Below are 20,475 nucleotides of genomic sequence, written 5' to 3'. Positions count from 1 at the left end.
ATAACTATTTTCGCCACAACCTACCAAGAGGTGCTGTTAAAAAGATTGCTTTAAGCACGTTGTCTGCAATCATGCAGGTCCAAACATAAACCAATCCCTGATTGAAAAAATGAATACCAACATAAGTAGCAAGAATTCTAACCAACCACATACCGGCAAACTCTATAACAAATGGATATTTGGTTTTGCCTAGACCATAGTAAATACCTTCGGATATGATGTACATTCCAAAAAATGGCTCGGAAAATGCAACCATTTTAAGTACAGTAGCGCCCAAAGCTATAACGCCTGGGTCAGATGTGAAAAATCCCATCAAAGGCTCTGCAAAGATGAATAATAGGGTTCCACTGAGAGTCATAACCGCCAAAGTACAAATAATACTGCTGGCACAAACGGCATGATATTTATCATGATTCTGCTCACCATAAGCAATACCAACCATAGTATTAGCCGCAGATTTAAATCCGTAGCCACCGATATAGAACAGCTCCTCGGCACCTACCGCTATACTGTGAGCCGCAAAAATGATGGTACCCATGTGAGATACAAGGCCTGCAAAAACTACATAGCCTGATGTAGATGCAACATTAATAAGCAACACTGGAAGTGATAGCTTCCAAATCTTTTTGGTAATTTCCTTATCCGTAATAAATATGCTATCCCTGAATCCAAGGTAAGGATTTTTGAAGAATACCACAAGAGTAAGAATACCACCTAAGGCTGCGGAAATACATGTAGCATAGGCTGCACCATCTACTCCAAGTCCAAACATATAAATAAAGATATAATCAAGCACAATGTTTACAGCATTAATGACAATGCTAATAACCATTGGGGTTTTGGTGTCCTTAGTGGCACGAATTGCAGATGCCAGGATATACTGAACACTCTTTAAAATAATAGGAACTGATATCCAGAAGAAATATCTGGTAGCGGCTGGTCTGATAGCCTCCTCTGCTCCCATCCATGTTGCTACAAATGGTGAAAGTGCAAGACAGATGATTTCAAGTACAGCACCTACTCCAAGAGCGAAAATAAGACTTTGCTTTGCTACCTGCTTAATTTTATGGTCCTCGCCCGAGCCTATGGCCTGAGCTATAAGTGTCATGGCAGCTACACCAAATGCATAAGGCATACTTCCAATAAGCCATGTGATAGTGGTGGAAGTAGATACGGCAGCTGTAGCATCTGCGCCCAAACGACCAACCATGGCAGTATCAACATACTGCATCAATACAGACAAAATCTGTTCTAGCATGGTAGGCAATGCCACCGTCACAACACTCCAAAAGACCTTATTATCCTTAATGTTACTCTTTGTTATCATCACTATCCTTTTCCATTCCATTTGCCCATATCATGGATTGAATTGCTCTTGCAACTCTAATGGCATCTATAGCCTCCATGGCACGTTTATAATCTGCCTCCTGCTTTTCATACATGGCGGCAAAATCCTTCTGCTTCTGTTCAAACTCCTGCTTGCGACGCTCCTTAGCTTCCTTTGCCTTCTTCTGGAAGGCAGCATAGTCAGCATTAGACGCTGATTGACGTTTGGTTGTTTTGCCCACTACTCGGCTGTGGGTTAAAACGTGACCATCAGTATCGTTGCACAAAAACTGATATGCCTCTGTGATGCGATTGTAGGCGGTAAAATCCTTACTGCCTGTCACATCAGGATGACATTTTTTAACAAGGTCTTTGTACACAGCCTTAATCCTGGCTAATGAAGCATCTGGCCCTAAGCCCAAGATGCTAAGCGCTTCGCTTCTGGTTTTGATCATAACTCACCCAATATTTCTCCAATAAAATACAATGAACCAAATACAATTATTTTTTCGTCATATTTTTTAGCGGCCTCTAAAGCCTTATCATAGGATTCCATGGCAGTAGCATTTAACCCTATATCATTGATGCTATCTGCAAGCTCCTTTGCCTGAAGGGCTCTGGAAGAATCCACAGTAACAGTAAACATTCGCTTTACCTGAGGTGCGATGATGTGAACCATCTCAAGGTAATCCTTGTCTGCCATTACTGCCATTATAAATGAAAATTTCTCATTTGAAAATTCCGCTGCAAGACTATCTGAAAGAGCCTGCACGCCGGAAGGATTATGAGCTCCATCCACCATAATAAATGGATTATCTGATATGAGCTGCATTCTTCCTGGCCATACTGCTTTGGCAAGTCCCTCTTTTATAATATCATCACTGATGCCGGCATCTAAAAACCTGATGACTTCAACTGCAACTGCGGCATTTTTTCTTTGATATTTTCCAAATAGCCCTAGCTTGCTGTCTGAGGAAACCTCTGTTGCTTCTATGTATTTACAGCCCATTTCCTGGCTTCTTCCAATAATTACGTCCTTTGCTTCAGCAGGCATCTGCCCTATAACCACTGGAACGCCAGGCTTAATTATGCCAGCCTTTTCTCCTGCAATGGCAGCCAGGGTGTTTCCCAAATACTGTGTATGTTCCAAGCCTATGGATGTTATGGCACACACTCTTGGTGCCTGAGATAGCCCGTTAGTGGAATCCTTAGCACCACCCAGGCCTGTTTCCAAGACGATGTATTTAACTCCCTGTTCCTTGAAATATAACAAAGCCATCGCCAGCCAGTAATCAAACATGGTTGGCTCTAACTCAAGCTGAATATCTAGTAGATATGACCCAAGCCTAGCCACGTCATCCCTGCTGATTTGTTTACCATCTACCACTATTCGTTCTGTGTAATCAATAAGATGTGGTGATGTAAAAAGCCCTACTTTAAATGGTTCTTTAGACGCAAAAGAAGCAGCCTGCAAGATACTACTTACAAAAGCTGCCACTGAACCCTTGCCATTGGTACCTGCAATATGGATGATGTTAATATCCTGCTCAGGATGTCCCAGCTTTTCCAGAAATTCTATGGTAACATCTCTTCCACATGCTTTACCAAAACGGCGTTTATTATCGATTGTATTAACTACCTGTTCATATGTCATTTTGTTATACTAGACCACAAGAATAACTCCACCATCATTTGCATACATGGTGCTGACGCCTCTCATGTCAACAATGAAAATATCCTTGAATGTGGCCAACGACTCCATTTTTTTCTTTAATGATAGTGCACGTTCAGGACAGTTGCAATGAGAAATTGCAACAATTTTGTTTTCACAATTTGTTGTGACGTCCATGACGCACTTTGTCATTTTATCAATGGCCTGATTCATACCACGGCCCTTAGCCAGCTGCTGAATATAGCCTATTTCTGTTGAACCCATTACAGGTTTGATGTTAAGTGTTTCTGCGATAGCAGCCTTAAGGCCTGAGAGTCTACCAGACTTTCTAAATGTCTCAAGTGTTTCAAGTACAAAGAAAGTATGCTGCTCCTCAATGTAAGCATCTACTGTTTCTATAACCTGTTCAAAAGACATTCCTGCCTCTTCGCATTCAGCAATCTTCATAGCGATAAGTGTTTCACCGATAGAAGCTGATTTAGAATCAAAAACGTGAATGTTCTTAGTTTCATCATCCTCCTCAAATAAGTCCTTTGCAAGGCAGGCACTGTTATATGAGCCTGAAAGCTGAGATGATAATGTAACTAAATATATGTTATCGGCATCACATTCCATTTCCACCATGTAAGCATTTGGAGATGGGCATGCCGACTTAGGTGCGTTAGGACTTTCGGCAACAGCCTTGATAAAGCTGGCCTGATCAAAGGTGTCATCATCGATAATCTGAGCGTCATCTACTTCTAAAGTAAGAGGAACGTTAACGAAATGGCCGTCATTTTTCATGTCCTCTGTAAGCTCGCCACAACTATCTAGAATAACTTTATACATAATATCCTCATTTCTCCTACTATATAGGTTATTTGATATATGTATTATAGCATCCTAATACTCCCACGTAAATAGTTTTTATTAATTCATCATGTGGTTTTTAAAACCACATCCATTAAATCCTACTCCCACTTAATTGTTATGACATTTGAATTCTCATCTAAAAGATAATAAACCGATGTCAAATCAGGACAATAATCAGATATATGTTTTTCATCAAAGAAGTAATTTATCACTCTCGAATAAATATCTGTGCTACTGAATTTAAGAGATATTTCATCTTCTCCTGATTCATATGATTCTCTTATTCTTTGGCCTATAGAATCAATTCCAAACCAGTCATAATATAAGCCTTCATGCACGAAATAATTATCTGCATTAGATAAACATTCTGGCACCTCAAAAGAAGATGTAATGACATGGTTCTGACTGATTTCCTCTGTTGTCATTGCCAGATATGCATAGTTGATTCTTCCAGTCGCATCATTGTTGCTGTCTAGATATTTACTGTTGCCCCAGGTTACATCCATGTAATAATATGCACCATCAAGACAAACCAGATTCCATGCGTGGCTTTCATTGTTTGCTGTACCTGTTATGATGGTACTTTCAACGCCAAGCTGATCAAGCAGATACCAGGCTGCATCTGCATATCCCTGACAAACTGTGGACTGATACAAAAATACACTAAGAATATTTTGATTTTCTATACTTTCAGTATCGTAATCGACCTTATTTATTAGTGTCTCAAACACATACAACGCTTTATCAAAATCGCTTGCTGATGAGCTTATACCAGATAACCAGTCTTCTACAACAGAATCAATCATTCCCTGGTATATATCTCTTTGCTCCTGGCTCATAGAAAACTTAGGTTCAAACTCAAGTCCTACTACCTTCTTACCATTTGTATAGGTGTTGTACTGATATCCATTTACCCAAAAAAGATTTCCATAATCGGCCATTACAGCTTCATAAGCGTTAGCTAAAACCTGATGGTTCTTTGTGGACAAAGTGATACGACTTTTATAACTTGTAATGCAATCATAAATCTGGTCGTATGTCTGCTGTTCCTCTTCATCTAACTGCTGATAAGCATATCTATCATAAGATACACTTTCGACAGTTATAGCCTCTTCCATCATGGGATTACTGATTAATGCCGATGATGGCTCTGATACACCAGTCTGTTTTGCATTATAAATCAGGCATATACCAATAAATATGCCTACGGCTATGAGTGAAGTAATTAATAAATTGAGTAAAATGTGAAATAATCTTTTCAACGTCGCTCCTTATTAATGTAAAAAAAAGCAGCGTAGATTCTACGCTGCCTCTCCCCTTAATCTTTTTTTATTGCCTATAGCTTGTTTTTCATAACACAACCAAAGGTATTCGAAAAATAGATTAATGTAAAATTGATTAACGTACTACTGTTACGTTAACAGCCTGTGGTCCCTTTGCGCCATCAGTTACTTCATACTCTACTGTAGCACCTTCCTCGAGAGTCTTGAATCCCTCTGAATTGATGCCGCTGAAATGTACGAATACATCGTTTCCAGCTTCGTCTGAAATAAAACCGTAGCCCTTTGAATTGTTGAACCACTTAACTGTACCTTTGCTCATGCTAAGTACCTCCAATATATTACTTGCCAAGCTTTGCCTGACTAGATTTAGTTTAACAGAACACTTCCCTAAAGTAAAGAATTTGTCCGAATATTTTGTACAAATTTTTAAAATCGTTACTTATAGGACGTCAAACTCAAACCCAAACGGAGATAAATAACATTTTTTACTAGTTAGCAGCAGCTTTTTCAGGGATAAGTCCAGTAGTTCTTAATAGAATTCTTGGGCCACCCTTTTTCTCTATATAATCTTCTGTAATTATTACCTGACCGATATTTTCGTCCTTAGGAATTTCGTACATAATATCAAGCATAAATTCCTCGATAATAGAACGAAGACCTCTGGCTCCTAATTTCTTATCAAGCGCTTTCTTGGCAATGGCATGAAGTGCACCTTCTTCAAATTCAAGCTTAACCTCATCTAACTCTAAAAGCTTCTGATACTGCTTGATAATTGCATTTTTAGGCTCCTTGAGAATACGTACAAGCATATCCTCATCTAGCATTTCTGTAGCAAATACAATTGGAAGACGTCCTATGAATTCTGGGATCATTCCAAACTCTCTTAAATCCTCTACAGTAACCTTTTGAAGGATGTTTTTATCCTCGTCGTATTTATCCTTTAAATCTGCCATAAATCCCATTGATGAATGCTTATTAAGACGAGCTTTAATGATTTCATCCATAGCTGGGAAGGCACCACCACAAATAAATAAAATATTTCTTGTGTTGATTGTTGTTGTAGGCACCATTGCGTTTTTGCTAGATGCTCCGATAGGTACCTCTACATCAGCGCCTTCAAGAAGTTTAAGCATACCCTGCTGCACTGACTCACCGCTTACATCACGCTGATTTGTGTTTTTCTTTTTTGCAAGCTTATCAATCTCATCGATGAAAATAATACCCTGCTGACATCTTTCAACATCATTACCTGCTGCAGCAAGAAGCTTGCTAACTACAGATTCGATATCATCACCAATGTAGCCTGCCTCAGTAAGGGATGTAGCATCTGTAATAGCAAGAGGTACATCAAGAAGTCTTGCTAAAGTTCTAACTAAGTATGTTTTACCTGAACCTGTAGGTCCAAGCATAAGCATGTTAGACTTTTCGATTTCGATGTCATCCATTGTGCCTGTAGCAACACGTTTGTAATGATTATAAACAGCTACAGACATAACCTTTTTAGCGTAATCCTGTCCTACCACATATTCATCAAGCTTTTCTTTGATTTTGTGTGGAGGGATGATGTTGTTTATATCAATAGCTGGTGCTGGTCTGTCTTCCTTATCTGCGCTCTGAGTACCATGGGCATTTTTAACCTTTGGGCCTTCTCCGAAAAGACTGCCTAGATTCAAAAAGCTAATGTTTGGCATCTTTGACATATCCACATTGCTCTTGGAATTATCACCGCCGCCAAATCCAAAGCCTCCCATTGAATCAAATGTGCGCTGCATACAATCTGTACATACGCTCATTCCTGGGGCCATCTTAATAAGTGGGCCTGTGATGTTATCTGGGCGATGGCAGATATAGCAAAACTCTGTAGGCTTATTATCCTTCTTGTCCTCTGTTGATTTGTTTTTGTCGGTAACTTCATCTATAACCTCATCAGAGATATCTACTACCTCATCTGGGTCAACTTCTCTATAATCCTGATCTGACATATTAACTCCTATCTACTGCTTTCGCAGAAATCAAAAACCATGTTGTAATAATCCAGAATTATATCGTCAGTCGCATTGAATATTTCGTGCTTACTTCCCTCGAAACGGTGAAGCTTGCAATTAGGTGCTAAACTGGCAAACTCATTTTGAGCCTCTGGCATTACAAGAGCATCTTTAGATGCTTGCATTATTATAACAGGAATTTTGACTAAACTTGCGTTTTTAAGAATTTTTTTAGAAACATTAATAGCTTCTCTGGACCAACCGTAAGTGCAGCCGTTAGTCTGATAATGCTTTTCACGCTCTCTTTCATCATATTGGTAATTATATCTTGCTTTAGAAAGAGCAGAACATCTAGGATATTTATAGGAGTGATCATAATCATGGTACCCCTTTAAATATCTTTTATTAAAAAATGGTATGTATGAAAGAAGCTTCATGAAGCCTAGCATGAATTTGCTAGTACCACCTGTTGACATTTGTATCATAGGTGATGATAAGATTGCCCTTTCAAATACTGTTGGATGCTGCTCAATATAAAGTGCTGCAATTGCTCCACCCATAGAATGAGCAAAAAGAATCAGTCTTTCTGTAAGACTTTCTGGAACAACAATTTTCTCGATAAATTCGTTAAAATCTGATACGTAGTCTTCAAAATGATTTACGTGAACCTTGCAAAAGCCGTCTACCTGTCTATCTGATAAACCATGGCCTCTGTGGTCAATAATAAAGACAGAATATCCCATCTGATAAAAGTAATAAATTAGTTCTGCGTATTTAGTAGTAAACTCACAATAGCCATGAGATATAACAACAGCAGCCTTCTCATCTGGATTTATGATAGCTTGATAGTGTAGCGTTAAACCATCTCTATTTATAAAATAGCCATCTTTTATTTTGTCATTTAGAAAAGGAAGGATTTTGCTTTTGATACCCTCCGCAAAATCCTGTTCTCTAATGAAGAAATCTTCTATTTTTTTCATAATTAATCCCACTTGTATTCGTTAACAATTTCTAGTGCTACATCTGGATAATTTGTAATAATTCCGTCTAAGCCCATATCACATGCCATATGTAAATATTGCTTAGAATTAACTGTCCATGTGTTAATCTTCAGTCCTAATTCATGACATCTTTCAACATAATTTGGATACTGAACGTTATACAACGCTGGATGCAAAGCCTCCACACCATGTTCCTTACCGTATTCAGGCATGTTAAGTGTTCCATCCATATATAGGAAGCCTGTTCTTGCAGTAGGATCAAGCTCCTTTATTTTCATAATGCTATAGTGGTTAAAAGATGAATATATAACCCTGTCTTCCATTCCAAATTCTTTTGTCATGGCTAGGATATCTTTTTCTATTCCTTCATAAAAAACTATTCCTGTTTTTAACTCGATATTGATTATTAAATCGGTAGGCTTAATAAGTTCAAACACTTCTCGCATGGTAGGAATATCTGCATGCCTGCACTCAGGATGAGTAGCATTGTAATTGAACTTTTTAAGCTCTTCTAAAGTGAAATCCCTAACATAACCTTTTCCATTTGATGTTCTGTCGATTTTTTCATCGTGGATAACTACCAGCTGTCCATCCTTTGTTTTGTGGATATCTAGCTCTATTCCGTCAGCTCCCATTTCGATAGCTTTTTCAAATGCTGGAATTGTGTTTTCAGGCAAGTATCCGCTTGCACCTCTGTGTCCAAAAACTAACGGTCTGTTCATTGAATCATTACCTCTTTTCCTTATGCCTTTAAGATTGTATATTCTTACTCTTATTTGTTTTAATAATAGTCTTGCTCTATAAAATCTCTGTTTCATTAGTCCATGTCTTCGAAAGCCTCTAGGCCTCGTTTTGCTTCTACATTTCCATCGCCGTGTTTAACAAAAAGCATAGTTAAAAATGCAAGTGCTGCAAAAATCGTTGCATAAGGGAATAAAGTAATATACCCCACATGGTTAAGCAGCCAACCCGCAACTATTGGTGTTACTATCTGCGCTGCCATCGAGAAGGTGTAATAATATCCTGTGAATCTACCAACATCTGAGCCTTTACACATTTCAACAACCATTGGCATTGAATTAACATTGATGAAGGCCCAACCGATACCAACACATGCAAACAATACATACAATATTGGCGAAAAGCTTGGATGAATTATCGTAAATACGAATCCACCTAAAAAGCTTAGTCCAAGTATAGCCACACCTAAAAGGATTGTTTTCTTTCGTCCTACTTTAGATGCAAGTAAACCTGATGGAATAAAAAACACGATTGCTCCTGCAGTAGCAACAAGTAAGCAAAATGATGCTGCACCTACTGCCATATTCCACATTCTGACAGCGTAAGTTGTAAACCATGTTTCCATGCCATTATATGCAATAAACCATAATGAAACTGATATTAAAAGGAATATCAACGAACGTTTTACATCCTCCGGTAAAACCTCATTGCCGTTTTCGTCTTCCACAGCGAGATTTTCCTCTGGATGCAAAAGCTCATAGTTTTCAACCTCTTTAGCAAATCCTATTTCATCCACAGTGAACATCACTACGCAAAGAGCTATCAACATTATTCCTGCAACAATAAGAAAAACAGGTAGATAATTGATATGCTCCAAATCTTTTGTACGTGACGCTGGATAAAGCACTGCTGCAACTGCAAGATAAATAATGCCACCCACAGCGCCCATTAAATTGATAATGGCATTTGCTTTAGAACGAAGTGGTTTGATTGTGCAGTCTACCATTAATGCAACAGCAGGACTTCTGTAAGTTCCCATTGCAACAAGAAGGGCTCCTAGTATTCCAATGAATATGGCTTCTTTCCCCATGGTAGGATTTGCATAATAGCTGTTATCCACAATTGGAAGCATAACCATAAGGATAACTGCAGCAATTGTTCCATATAAAATGAATGGCTTTCGCCTACCCATTTTGTGTTTCGACTTGTCTGAAATAGCGCCAAACAATGGCAATAAGAACAACGCCAAAACATTGTCCATTGCCATGATTACACCCGAAATAGTTTCGTTTAGATGAAAGGTTCCTGTTAGTATAAGCGGAATTAAGGCATTATACATCTGCCAGAAAGCGCATATACTAAGAAACCCGAACCCCATTTGTACCGTTCTCTTAATATCCAATTTCATAATATCTCCCCCAATCTAGTCCGCTTGTTACCTACAGGCTCATCTAAATACGTTTTACTTCGTATATACCACCAGCTGCAATGCGTGCTCCGCTACTACGTTGTCGATGGCTGGTATTTTGCCTTTGATAGCGTATTCAATCTGTTTTATCTCGTTAACTACTGGCGCAAGCTCATGATAGATAGCCTCCATGTGTGGCTTCATGTTCTCAGGTGTGTATTCCTCTGGGAACTCAAGCACTACCAAGTGACGAATGACTTTAGTATCCTCTTCAATCTTTGTAAGGAAGCTGATTGAATAAATATCATCGTGATTCTTGCCGTACTCTAAAAGCTTCTCACGAATAGCTGTTGTTTCCTCACAATCTTTTGGAACACCAAGAAGGATTTTCTTGCCAGCTGGAAGCTTTTCTTCCTTTACATGCTCAGCATCATTCTTAGGTGCAAATTCTGCCTTGTATCCAGGTGTACCTGTGATAGTGTCAAGATATGGTATAGGAAGTGTGCAAGGTACAGCGTTAAATGGATTAATAGCAATACCTGCATAAGCATCTCCACGCTTAAGCAATGCATATACATCCTGGAAAGAAAGAACCTGTGTATGAACAAGTTTGCCATCCTTTGAAAGTCCTTCCCATTTACGAAGTGCATCCCAGTCAGTAAACAATGGCATTACCATGCTGTCCTTATCTTCTGGAGTTCCTGCTAACTTGATTTGAGATTTAAGCATATAAAATCCGATTTTAGTATCTTTTTTAATAACAGCAACACCGTTTTCATTAACTTCTGGTTCAACGTCCATTTTGATTGGTGTAAGGAAATGAGCATGACTAACATGATATGCAACTGTTGCATGGAAACCATTATCCTGGCTGTATGTAGTCATACCATTAATGATTCCAGCTAATGCTGGATTTTCTATAGATACCTTAGGATCAAACTTATCCTGTGGCTTAATGTTTGTGATTACAGCATATTTTTTAAGCTGAACCTCGTCTGGCAATGTAAGCTGTAAAGATACAGCTGTATCTGAAGCCTCATCAACGATAGCTGTTCTTTCTTCCTGCTTTGCTTCTATTGCCTGAACCTCGCATTCTACAGCTGGTGTACCAGCCATGTATACGTATACCTTATCGCCCTTTTTAATTTGTCCGTATAAATTTCCTGAAATAATGCTTCCGTTACCATCAAGCATAGTAGTAACGCCATCAACGATTACAGAAAAGCGTCTGTTAGTATCTACTGTGTTGGAAACATCTGCATCCTCTAATTTGATATTTTCTGCTGCATTCTCTGCTGCAGCATTTGCTTCTTTTTTCTTTTTGTCAAATAAACCCATAACAAATTCTCCTTAATATCTTTAGTGCAGTTGCACTTTTAATATTATAATCTATTTGTTGCTAAATACACAAGAAATAGCTAAAATAACAGTGAAAACTATAACCACAAGGGAGGTACATATGAGTAAAAAAGGATTCATCTCAGAATTTAAAGAATTCATCATGCGTGGAAACGTCATGGACATGGCTGTGGGTGTTATCGTAGGTGGTGCTTTTACAGCAATAGTAACATCCCTGAACGAGGATATATTAACACCACTCCTCGGAATATTTGGCGGAACAGATTTTTCTGAACTAAAAGTTACACTTGGATCTGGTGAATTAGCACCAACTCTTTATTACGGTAATTTCATTACTGCTATAATCAATTTCTTAATCACAGCGCTTGTTATCTTCTGCATCATCAAAGGTATCAACAGAGCTAGCGAAAGAGCTGCTGCAATTGTTAAGCGTAACAAAGAGGAGGAAGAGGCTGCTGCTCCTACAGAAAAGGAGTGTCCTTACTGCTATAGCAAAATCGATATTAAGGCAACTCGTTGCCCTCACTGTACTTCACAGTTATAAAACAAAAAGCTTGCTACCTTTACAAGGTAACAAGCTTTTTTATTAGTCAAGTTTGTCTCTTTTTGATCTTCTCAACTGTTTTCTCAGTTTATGATTCTCAAACATTGTCTTAAACATTTTTACTTTAAATAGAAATACCTTCATTATTCGTCCCTTTACATTCAAAGCGAATGCATTCTTAATGCAAACCACCTATTATTATTTTGTAATATCGTCGTTCTTATTCTTTGAAGCCTTCTTTTCGTAAGCAACAGCTCCACTGATTACAGCGATAATAACAAGAATCCACCACCACCAAGAGCGCTCCAAGAAATTCTTCTGAACTGCAGCTGACTCTGGAACAGCTGGATCTTCGATTTCAACTTCCTTTGTATCTTCAACCTTTTCTGTCTTCTGAGCATCAGCAGTATCAACTGCATCTTCTGTATCTGCTGCAAGAGGAGTATCCTCATCCTCGATTGTAACAACTGCGTTTCTTCTTGCTGGTCTAGCTGGCTGCTGTGGACCTGCTGCTGGAACTGGTGTAACCTCTGGAATAGTTGTTGGGTCGTAATTTACTGGTACTACTACTGTTCCGCTAGGAGTAGGTGCTGGGCCTGGACCTGGTGTTGGAGCAGGTGTTGGACCTGGTACTGGTGTAGGTGCTGGTGTTGGACCTGGCACAGGTGTAGGTGCTGGTGTTGGCGCCCACTCAAATGCCTGGTGAATGAAATTATATGTTGTACCAACAACTCTAACATGTAATGTATATGAATGTGTAGAGTACTCTGTTGGTAAAACTGACTGAATTTCGTTAGCATATGAAGTAGTGTAGTATCTTGATACAAAGTTAGCTACAAATGAATCATATGTTGTATCATGTGAGCAACCTACAGCAAAATAGCCTGTTCCAACTGGCTGTATTGGCTGATTGCCAATCTGTCTTGTTGGATCACCAAATGGTAAAGCTAAAGCTAAACCAATCATATTCTCCTGCTTCTGAAGTTCATTTGTAACCTGCTCCATGAAAGCTTTGCTAAAAGCATCAATCTGGTTATTTCTAGTTTCCATATCAATATCAGAAAGCACGCCATTAATGAACTGATATTTAACCTTTGTAGTTATGTTGATAACATTCTGTATGAATTTACCATCTTTATCAAAAAATGAAACAACTGTAGCATCACCTTCAGCAATGAGGTTTTCTACAGTAGGGCATTCAACCTCAACCACGTTACCATTTTCATCTACAGTAGTTTTATCTGTAAATGTTGTAGATGTTTCATCAGTAACGTATTTTCCAGTTACTGTATCTGTATCCATTAAGATAATGTTAGCAACAGAAGCCTTTTTCTTTTCATCATCTGAAAGGTTAAGAGCGTTGAAAGCTTCCTCTGTGTAATAGTTATTATTGTATAAATAACGCTTTACGTAATTAGAACCATCTTCTTTGATAAGTCCCTGCATTTCTTCGTTTGCACCTGCAATGTTCTCAGGAACTGTATTATATGTATCTTCTGTTGGACCAGTGACTACTTCAACCTCAGGCTTCTGTAAATCATACTTTGTTTCTTCTGTTGAAACAGTAACAATATTAGTAGTTGGATCAACCTTATAGCAATAATGACCAACCTGCTCGTTACCTTCAGCATCTGTATAAGTAACTCTTACTGAGTCGCTATCCATTCTTTCTACCTTAATGTCATCTACACCAAGGTTAGACTTAATGATATTCTTGATGTTCTCGTCTGAATCACCATCTTTAATTACTTCCTTTTCTGTAGGAGTAACAACAGGAGCTACCATTTCAGCGTAATCTGAAACCGCATCATTTACTTCATCAACAAGTGTATTGTAAAGCTCAACTTCCTTTTCTGTAGTCATGCCTGCTGCAATTGCTGCTTGAACCATTTCTGCGTCTGTTGGTATTCTAGGTACACTAGCTGCTCCTAACATATTTTCTTCTAATTTTTCATCCCCAGCGACCTCGTTGTTCTCATCTGTCTGTGTTTCCTGTGAAGGTACTACTTCAGCGCCTTCTGTAATTGTTGCATTCTGTTCTGTAGGCTCAGCTGCCAAAGCAGTAATATTCATAGAACCTGCAAGCGTAACAGCAGAAAGACCTAATGTCATTGATTTTACAACCTTGTTTTTCATCTCTAGTCCCTTTCAATTATTTTATTTTGTTAAAAATTTGTTTTAGTCTCTAAAATCTACCTTAAAGAATGTAACACTTCTCAACTATTGAAACAAGATTTTGGCAAAAATGTCAAAAATCTGGCAAGAACGTATAAAATATTTGTGTACTATGTTATAAATATAAAAAGGATTGACTTTCGGTCAATCCTTGTAACGTTTATTGATTTAATTTGTCTATTAGTTTCATCGCTGCTCTGTGCTTAGCTTCCAAAACAGCAACACCGATACCTGCTGTAGATACACCTGCTAATCCTATAAACCATTTTCCTCTGGCAAGTATTCCTGCAATTGTTATTGTTGTTGGCGTTTCTTCATCTGGAATCGTAACAGCATCGCCTGCTAATTCCGTAGTAGCATCCGAATCTAATTCAGATTGTTCCCCGTCACCACCATTTCCATCGTTGCCTGTACCAGCTGTAGTATCGTTTGCAACCTGTATCTGTTGTGCTTGATCTTCTGTATCTTCTAACTCTTCTGGCTCTTCAGTTTCTTCTAGTTCTTCATCAGTAAGGTCTAAAACAACTGATTGTATAGTTGATTTAATGTTTTCTGCTGCTGGAGCTGCAGGAACTGAAGGTGCTGTTTCGTATCTCTTAGCAAAGGATGTTTTTGCATTTGCTAATGATTCGTTAGCAAAATCTAAATTTTCTTTTGCAGTTGTTAAGTTAAGCTCTGCCTTTTCAAGCTTTGCCTGAAGAGATGCAAGTTTTGCTGCTGTAGTTATATCGTTTGCTGAATCTAAGCTTTCGATTTTGTCCTGAAGCTTTTTAACCTCTGATTTAGCAGATGCATAACTTTCTTTAGCTTTATTTACATCCTCCATAAGCTTTGAATAATAATCAAGCTTAGTCTTAAGTGAAGATATGTATGATCTATAGCCATTAGACATGCTTTCAAACAAAGCATTACCTTCATTAATATGTCTTTCTTCTACAGATGCATATTTTATATTTTCTTTGATCGAAAGATTTGTGCTATTTGCAATATCTATGCCCACAGCATCTTTTGAATCCTTAGCATCCTGTGTTACAGCAGCTACAGCATCCTTATATGATGCATATTCATTGCCTGCCACCTGATCAGAAATGGCATATTCTTGAATATATCTAACTATACCGTATCTATATTCCTCAGGAGTGCTTATAACTCTTTTGCCTGATTGGGCTAGTTCTTTTACTATGCCTTCGTAACTAACACGAGTCATAGGCATAAGATATACTTCCACCTGGTCGTAATAAACATTATATTTCAAATCCAAATGATAAGTTAAAGGCCATGGTGTTTTTGTTCCTTCTATGTAAGAAGCTTCTGCATTATATCTGTATAAATCACTGGCATATAATTCTTCGATAGATTTTTTGCCCTGAGCTATGGCCTTTGCATCAGAGTAATTGATATAAGAAATGGTTCCCTTATATCTTGCAAGCTCTTCATATCTAGGAATGTAGAAACCAGTAGCTGTAAAATATCTTCCGATTTCTATTCTGTTATCGTCTAAAGCTTGTGCTTCTTCTTTTGTGATGCGAACTGTTTGACCGTTTGAATCAACATATTCGTAGCAGAGCTTGTTATCGTATATACGAATCTCCCCAGAATCTTTATCTACTTCATAGCCATAATCAGCATTTACTGTTCTTAAGATATTTCCATCCGAATCAGTAATAGTATATGAAATAGAAAGATAATCATCATTTGTTGATGAAACTACAAAATCTGTGATTTGCTGGCCATCAGACAATTCATTATTAGGAATGTAATAGTATCTAACAATAGTCTGAACATATTCTGAAATATCTGTAGTTTCGTCTGCATTAACTAATGCTTCTGCACCGGCATCAACTAAAGCCTGTCTTGCAGCTTCAGCTTCCTGCTGCATTTTAGCAAGCTTTTCTTCTGCTTCTGTTAAAGCTATGTCTGCTTTATTTAAATCCGACAATGCAGATTGTTTATTTGATTTATATGCATCTGCGGCAGTTAAATAATCTTCCTTAGCCTCTTCATATGCTACCATCGCTTTATCATAGGAAGCACTGGCCTCATCGTAATTGGTCTGCGCATCGGATACTGTTTTTTCCGCATCTGCAATAATAGTGACAGCATCTGATTTTGTCGTATTAGGTGCAAGTACTGCCTCATTAGCGTTTTGAGCTGCTGTTTTAGCTGCTTCGCTATCAGCTTTTGTGTTATCAGCCTGGCCTGATATTGTTCCAACGATATCGTTTGCTTCGTCTTCGGCATCATCCATGGCCTGCTGGGCTGTTTCTATATTAGTTGTGGCTTCAATAGCATTTGATATGCTTTCTTTTGCTTCTGTTGCCTCAGGGATATCTGTACCTGAAACGTTTTCCACAATATTTTCAACTGTATTATCATCTATAGATTCCGAAAGGCTTTGGGAATCTGCTACGTCTGTAGCAGTGTATGAAGAGTCGCTAAAAAGGCTTTCAGTGTTATCTGAAGCCTGTACTTGCACCGGAATCGCCACGGTGCCAGCTATAGTAATTGTCGACAAGCCTAAAACAGCGGCTTTGGCCGAACCTTTCCTCATCACCTAAATCCTTTCGTTATATAATTTAACTATACTGTAACTAGGATAACAGAAAAAAAGCTAGACGCAATAGTTTTGGCACAAACGTTTAAAATCTGGCAAAACTAATTCGTACTAGCTCTAATTCTTTATATTTATTGATTATTATATCGATATTCATCAACTATCTGCATTAACTCTTGTATTTTTCTAGTTGATACAGGATATTCGCTTGAATCAGTCATATGAACCTGACCCGCTTCGATATAATCCAAATATTCCATATTAATAATGATGCCTCTGTTCGGAACTGCAAATCTTTTATCGGAACCTGTCATTTCTAAAAATTCGCCTGACGTTAATCTGGCTCTTCGTGTGGTTCCATCGGATTTTCTTATTTCTAGATAATGCCCATCCGTTGTAACAGCAACAATGTCTTTTAATTTAACACGTTCTTCCACTCCGGAAGCAGAAATCTTTATAAAAGCTGTATCAAGCGGTGTGTGCTCTAATATTTCTGTAAGAACCTGGTCTATTCTTTCTAAAGTAAATGGCTTTGTAACATAATCAAATGCATGTAGCGAAAATGCGTCTGGATAATGCCCATCTGAAGCTGTCAGGAAGATAAGGAAGGTTCTCTCAGTCTTACGTCTAAGCGTTTTGGCTGTTTCTATACCATCCATACCAGGCATATAAATATCCATGAAAACAATATCGTATCGTCTTTCCGATAGTGCATCAATAAAACTTGGTCCATCTTCAAATTCATCAACTAAAATTCGAACCGACTTAACCTTTGAAAGCTTTTCTACCATCATTTTCAATTGCATGCGAAACATACTTTCGTCATCAACAACTGCAACTCTCATATAAAATCCCCTTATGTAACTTATACTGTAACTAAATAATAGCATAATTAAGCCAGTTTGATAATGAAAAACCAAAAATAATTATATATAATATATTTATGAAACTTTTTTTAGATAATCTACTATATATAAACATAATATTATTAATGTCTGGTGCAGTATCTATACACCTTGGGGCCGTTTTTTTGAGCCGCGAAAAACATACCCGGGGCTTTTTTAAGTACGCCGTATTTTTGCTTGCCTTAGGAAACGGTCTATGTCTTACAGGATATTCCATTATGTCCCTTAGCACCAATCTGTTTTTAGCCTATATTTTCAGAGTTATAGGTTTGGTCGGTATAGACATTTATCTAGTTGCAGAATTGCTGCTTATCACCAGCTGCCTTAACTTTAGTAAAATTGCAGAATACATGATTATTGGAATTGCATCTATCGCAGCTATTTTGGATGTTTTAATCTACGGGCATCCTGACACAGATAAATTCATAAGATATGACAACTTTACAAGTTATATTCGCTCAGATCCATATAGACATATCTTCCACTACACATATCTAATCATACTTGTAATATGTCTTCTTTTGATTAGTATAGCTTGGGCATTTAGTTCCAAATATAGACGTGAACGAAGACTTATTATTTATGCTTTCATTTCTAATACTATTTTATGCCTTTCAACAATACCTGATTTAATAAAAATTGTGCACGATATTTCCTTTGCGCACATTTTCTATTGCTTTGGTATTTGTATTGCGTTTGTTGTTTTCTACACTGCAGCCAACAGATACATGGTGTTCTATATCACCGTCAATAATATCAGTAAGGATATTTTTTCAACACTGGCCGCAGGACTGCTTGTATTCGATACTAACTATCATTTATGCCTGTCAAACGAATATGCTAATAAATTGCTTGGACTTGATAAAGAGCCACAGCGTATTCGACTTAAAGAAATCTTTAAGCTAAAAAGTGGCGAGCCACTGAAGATGTTTGCCAAAGCTACTGAAGGAGATGCAATCGATTACCGCTTAACCTCAGAGGTTACTGACAAAGTCACATTAGTTAACTTTTCTTGCAAAATGGACAAAAATCATGAGCCAATGTGTTACATCTTAGTAACTACAGATTTGACTGAAGAAAATCGCCTAGTGGAAGAAGCACAAGCTGCTAATAAAGCTAAATCACAATTCATCAGCAATATTTCTCATGAAATAAGAACACCTATTAACATCATATCAGGTATGGATGAGCTTATCTGCAGAGAATGTGAAGATGAAACCATATTAAAATATGCAGAAAATATAAGTACAGCTTCTAAGAATCTTACATCCTTAATTAATGATATTTTGGATTTTTCAAAGATTGAATCAGGTAAGCTGGAAATCATAAAAAATGAATACAGCATCAAAACAGTACTTAATGATTGCTACAACATGTTTTACTATCTTGCTGCTGAAAAAAGGCAAAATCTAACAATAAACTGTGACCCAATGCTTCCTAAAACTCTTTACGGTGACGATGTCAGATTAAAACAGATTCTTTCAAATCTGCTATCCAACGCCGTTAAATACACACAGGAAGAAGGCTCTATTAAGTTAGATATCAAATATGAGAAACGTACATTTAATAATATCACGCTGATTGCTTCTGTCGAAGACAACGGAATTGGTATTAAAGAAACTGATTTACCTCATATTTTTGAAAACTTCCAAAGATTTGAGCTGTCACGAAATCGTTCAATACAAGGAACTGGCTTAGGTCTTTCAATTACTCAAGACCTGGTTAATCTTTTGCATGGACAAATATTAGTAAACAGCACTTACGGAAAGGGCTCAGTCTTTACCGTAAAAATTCCTCAAAAAGTAATTGATGCAGCTCCATTAGAAAGTATTTATGATGACTATTCAACCGATACAAAAAAACATCAGCTAAGTTTCACTGCTCCTAAAGCAAGGATTTTAATCGTTGATGATGTACAAATGAACTTAGACGTATTAGTCGGCCTTTTGAAGAAAACTGAGATTCAAATCGATTCTGTTTTAAGTGGTGCTGCTGCGTTAGAAAAACTGAATACTACCAAATACGATTTAGTTTTTCTTGATCATATGATGCCTGAAATGGATGGCATAGAAGTACTCACCAGACTGCGCGCTAATAAGCAAAGCATCAACAACGAAACTCCAGTCATCATGGTTACGGCAAACGCCATGATTGGAGCAGATCAATCTTACCTTCACAGCGGTTTTGATGACTATATTTCAAAACCTATTAAGCCAAATGTTTTGGAAGAAATGCTGCTGAAGCATTTACCTTCTCATCTAATAACATTAAATGAAGAAACTGAAAGTCCGGTCTCAAAGCCTAACGTAACTTCAAGCTTGCTATCAGCTCTTAGCTTTTTAGATACAAAAGCTGGCATGGAATTTGCTGCAGATGATGAAGATTTTTACACACAGATTCTTACCACCTACGTAAACGAAGATAAGCGTCCTGCGTTAAATGAAAGTCTCAGCAAAGAGGACTGGCCTAATTATCAGATATTGGCACATTCTCTTAAAGGAACATCTATGACTATTGGTGCCCCTGAGCTTTCTGCAAAGGCCAAGGCTTTGGAATTTGCGGTTAAGGAAAACAATATAGATTACATAAAAGAACATCACTATGAGGTGATGGCTGAATATGGAGATTTGCTAAATCAATTAAATGATGCATTAAATAAGGCCTAAGCGT

General features: G+C 37.8%; 16 protein-coding genes. 2 read left to right on the top strand and 14 right to left on the bottom strand.

The window, feature by feature from the left end; all coding sequences use genetic code 11:
* Positions 1–4: 4 nt before the first annotated feature.
* The 11 genes from G611_RS0105155 to G611_RS0105105 all read right to left on the bottom strand — a co-directional run bounded on the left by G611_RS0105155 (position 5) and on the right by G611_RS0105105 (position 11,606).
* Complete coding sequence (locus tag G611_RS0105155; RefSeq protein WP_051195078.1) at positions 5–1,327, bottom strand: MATE family efflux transporter; 1,323 nt, start codon at positions 1,325–1,327, stop codon at positions 5–7.
* Positions 1,311–1,781: a J domain-containing protein gene (locus G611_RS13945; RefSeq protein WP_036948246.1), complete on the bottom strand. Its 471-nt coding sequence runs from the start codon at positions 1,779–1,781 to the stop codon at positions 1,311–1,313. The genes G611_RS0105155 and G611_RS13945 overlap by 17 nt, the downstream gene beginning before the upstream one ends.
* A complete protein-coding gene (locus tag G611_RS0105145) occupies positions 1,778–2,980 on the bottom strand; it encodes a bifunctional folylpolyglutamate synthase/dihydrofolate synthase (RefSeq protein WP_028242723.1) in 1,203 nt (400 codons plus the stop codon). The genes G611_RS13945 and G611_RS0105145 overlap by 4 nt, the downstream gene beginning before the upstream one ends.
* Before the next feature lie 9 nt (positions 2,981–2,989).
* On the bottom strand, positions 2,990–3,826 hold the full coding sequence (locus tag G611_RS0105140; protein ID WP_028242722.1) for a DegV family protein: 837 nt from the start codon (positions 3,824–3,826) through the stop codon (positions 2,990–2,992).
* A 122-nt stretch (positions 3,827–3,948) separates the two neighbouring features.
* Positions 3,949–5,112, bottom strand: a complete 1,164-nt coding sequence (locus tag G611_RS0105135) for a transglutaminase domain-containing protein (protein WP_028242721.1) — start codon at positions 5,110–5,112, stop codon at positions 3,949–3,951.
* A 136-nt stretch (positions 5,113–5,248) separates the two neighbouring features.
* A complete protein-coding gene (locus G611_RS0105130; RefSeq protein WP_028235478.1) occupies positions 5,249–5,452 on the bottom strand; it encodes a cold-shock protein in 204 nt (67 codons plus the stop codon).
* Positions 5,453–5,621: 169 nt separating this feature from the next.
* A complete protein-coding gene (gene clpX, locus G611_RS0105125) occupies positions 5,622–7,115 on the bottom strand; it encodes an ATP-dependent Clp protease ATP-binding subunit ClpX (protein WP_028242720.1) in 1,494 nt (497 codons plus the stop codon).
* 8 nt (positions 7,116–7,123) lie between these two features.
* Entirely contained in the window at positions 7,124–8,098 is a 975-nt protein-coding gene (locus G611_RS0105120) for an alpha/beta hydrolase (protein WP_036948241.1), read from the bottom strand.
* Between the two features lie 2 nt (positions 8,099–8,100).
* The gene (locus G611_RS0105115) at positions 8,101–8,937 is read right to left on the bottom strand and encodes a glycerophosphodiester phosphodiesterase (protein WP_330362026.1); all 837 of its coding nucleotides are present in this window, start codon (positions 8,935–8,937) and stop codon (positions 8,101–8,103) included.
* Positions 8,937–10,238 carry an MFS transporter gene (locus tag G611_RS0105110; RefSeq protein ID WP_330362025.1) on the bottom strand — a complete coding sequence of 434 codons (1,302 nt, stop codon included), beginning with the start codon at positions 10,236–10,238 and terminating at the stop codon, positions 8,937–8,939. The genes G611_RS0105115 and G611_RS0105110 overlap by 1 nt, the downstream gene beginning before the upstream one ends.
* A gap of 84 nt (positions 10,239–10,322) precedes the next feature.
* The gene (locus G611_RS0105105; RefSeq protein WP_028242716.1) at positions 10,323–11,606 is read right to left on the bottom strand and encodes an SseB family protein; all 1,284 of its coding nucleotides are present in this window, start codon (positions 11,604–11,606) and stop codon (positions 10,323–10,325) included.
* Between the two features lie 121 nt (positions 11,607–11,727).
* Between G611_RS0105105 and mscL the strand changes: the two genes are divergently transcribed.
* The gene (gene mscL / locus G611_RS0105100; protein ID WP_028242715.1) at positions 11,728–12,171 is read left to right on the top strand and encodes a large conductance mechanosensitive channel protein MscL; all 444 of its coding nucleotides are present in this window, start codon (positions 11,728–11,730) and stop codon (positions 12,169–12,171) included.
* Between the two features lie 198 nt (positions 12,172–12,369).
* On the opposite strand, the gene G611_RS0105095 is transcribed toward mscL, so the two are convergent.
* From G611_RS0105095 to G611_RS0105085, 3 genes are all read right to left on the bottom strand, one after another.
* The gene (locus G611_RS0105095) at positions 12,370–14,307 is read right to left on the bottom strand and encodes a hypothetical protein (protein ID WP_028242714.1); all 1,938 of its coding nucleotides are present in this window, start codon (positions 14,305–14,307) and stop codon (positions 12,370–12,372) included.
* A gap of 199 nt (positions 14,308–14,506) precedes the next feature.
* Positions 14,507–16,897, bottom strand: a complete 2,391-nt coding sequence (locus tag G611_RS0105090) for a hypothetical protein (protein ID WP_155942249.1) — start codon at positions 16,895–16,897, stop codon at positions 14,507–14,509.
* 134 nt (positions 16,898–17,031) lie between these two features.
* Entirely contained in the window at positions 17,032–17,745 is a 714-nt protein-coding gene (locus tag G611_RS0105085) for a LytR/AlgR family response regulator transcription factor (protein ID WP_028242712.1), read from the bottom strand.
* A 98-nt stretch (positions 17,746–17,843) separates the two neighbouring features.
* Here G611_RS0105085 and G611_RS15185 point away from each other — a divergent pair, with 98 nt between their 5' ends.
* Positions 17,844–20,471 (top strand): hybrid sensor histidine kinase/response regulator, encoded by a 2,628-nt coding sequence (locus tag G611_RS15185; protein ID WP_081656970.1) that lies wholly within the window; start codon positions 17,844–17,846, stop codon positions 20,469–20,471.
* The last annotated feature ends 4 nt before the right edge of the window (positions 20,472–20,475 follow it).

Origin of the sequence: Pseudobutyrivibrio ruminis AD2017, assembly GCF_000424305.1 — a bacterium.
GTDB classification, from domain to species: Bacteria; Bacillota; Clostridia; order Lachnospirales; family Lachnospiraceae; genus Pseudobutyrivibrio; species Pseudobutyrivibrio ruminis_B.
This window is presented reverse-complemented; position numbering and strand designations above follow the sequence as displayed.

Bases quoted from the DNA above. Each gene is read 5' to 3' on its own strand.
- G611_RS0105115 (WP_330362026.1), bottom strand. From the start codon at position 8,937: ATGAAACAGAGATTTTATAGAGCAAGACTATTATTAAAACAAATAAGA.
- G611_RS0105110 (WP_330362025.1), bottom strand. From the start codon at position 10,238: ATGGGGTTCGGGTTTCTTAGTATATGCGCTTTCTGGCAGATGTATAAT.
- G611_RS0105090 (WP_155942249.1), bottom strand. From the start codon at position 16,897: ATGAGGAAAGGTTCGGCCAAAGCCGCTGTTTTAGGCTTGTCGACAATT.
- G611_RS0105140 (WP_028242722.1), bottom strand. From the start codon at position 3,826: ATGTATAAAGTTATTCTAGATAGTTGTGGCGAGCTTACAGAGGACATG.
- G611_RS0105155 (WP_051195078.1), bottom strand. From the start codon at position 1,327: ATGATAACAAAGAGTAACATTAAGGATAATAAGGTCTTTTGGAGTGTT.
- G611_RS0105105 (WP_028242716.1), bottom strand. From the start codon at position 11,606: ATGGGTTTATTTGACAAAAAGAAAAAAGAAGCAAATGCTGCAGCAGAG.
- clpX (WP_028242720.1), bottom strand. From the start codon at position 7,115: ATGTCAGATCAGGATTATAGAGAAGTTGACCCAGATGAGGTAGTAGAT.
- G611_RS15185 (WP_081656970.1), top strand. From the start codon at position 17,844: ATGAAACTTTTTTTAGATAATCTACTATATATAAACATAATATTATTA.
- G611_RS0105095 (WP_028242714.1), bottom strand. From the start codon at position 14,307: ATGAAAAACAAGGTTGTAAAATCAATGACATTAGGTCTTTCTGCTGTT.
- G611_RS0105145 (WP_028242723.1), bottom strand. From the start codon at position 2,980: ATGACATATGAACAGGTAGTTAATACAATCGATAATAAACGCCGTTTT.
- G611_RS13945 (WP_036948246.1), bottom strand. From the start codon at position 1,781: ATGATCAAAACCAGAAGCGAAGCGCTTAGCATCTTGGGCTTAGGGCCA.
- mscL (WP_028242715.1), top strand. From the start codon at position 11,728: ATGAGTAAAAAAGGATTCATCTCAGAATTTAAAGAATTCATCATGCGT.
- G611_RS0105130 (WP_028235478.1), bottom strand. From the start codon at position 5,452: ATGAGCAAAGGTACAGTTAAGTGGTTCAACAATTCAAAGGGCTACGGT.
- G611_RS0105120 (WP_036948241.1), bottom strand. From the start codon at position 8,098: ATGAAAAAAATAGAAGATTTCTTCATTAGAGAACAGGATTTTGCGGAG.
- G611_RS0105085 (WP_028242712.1), bottom strand. From the start codon at position 17,745: ATGAGAGTTGCAGTTGTTGATGACGAAAGTATGTTTCGCATGCAATTG.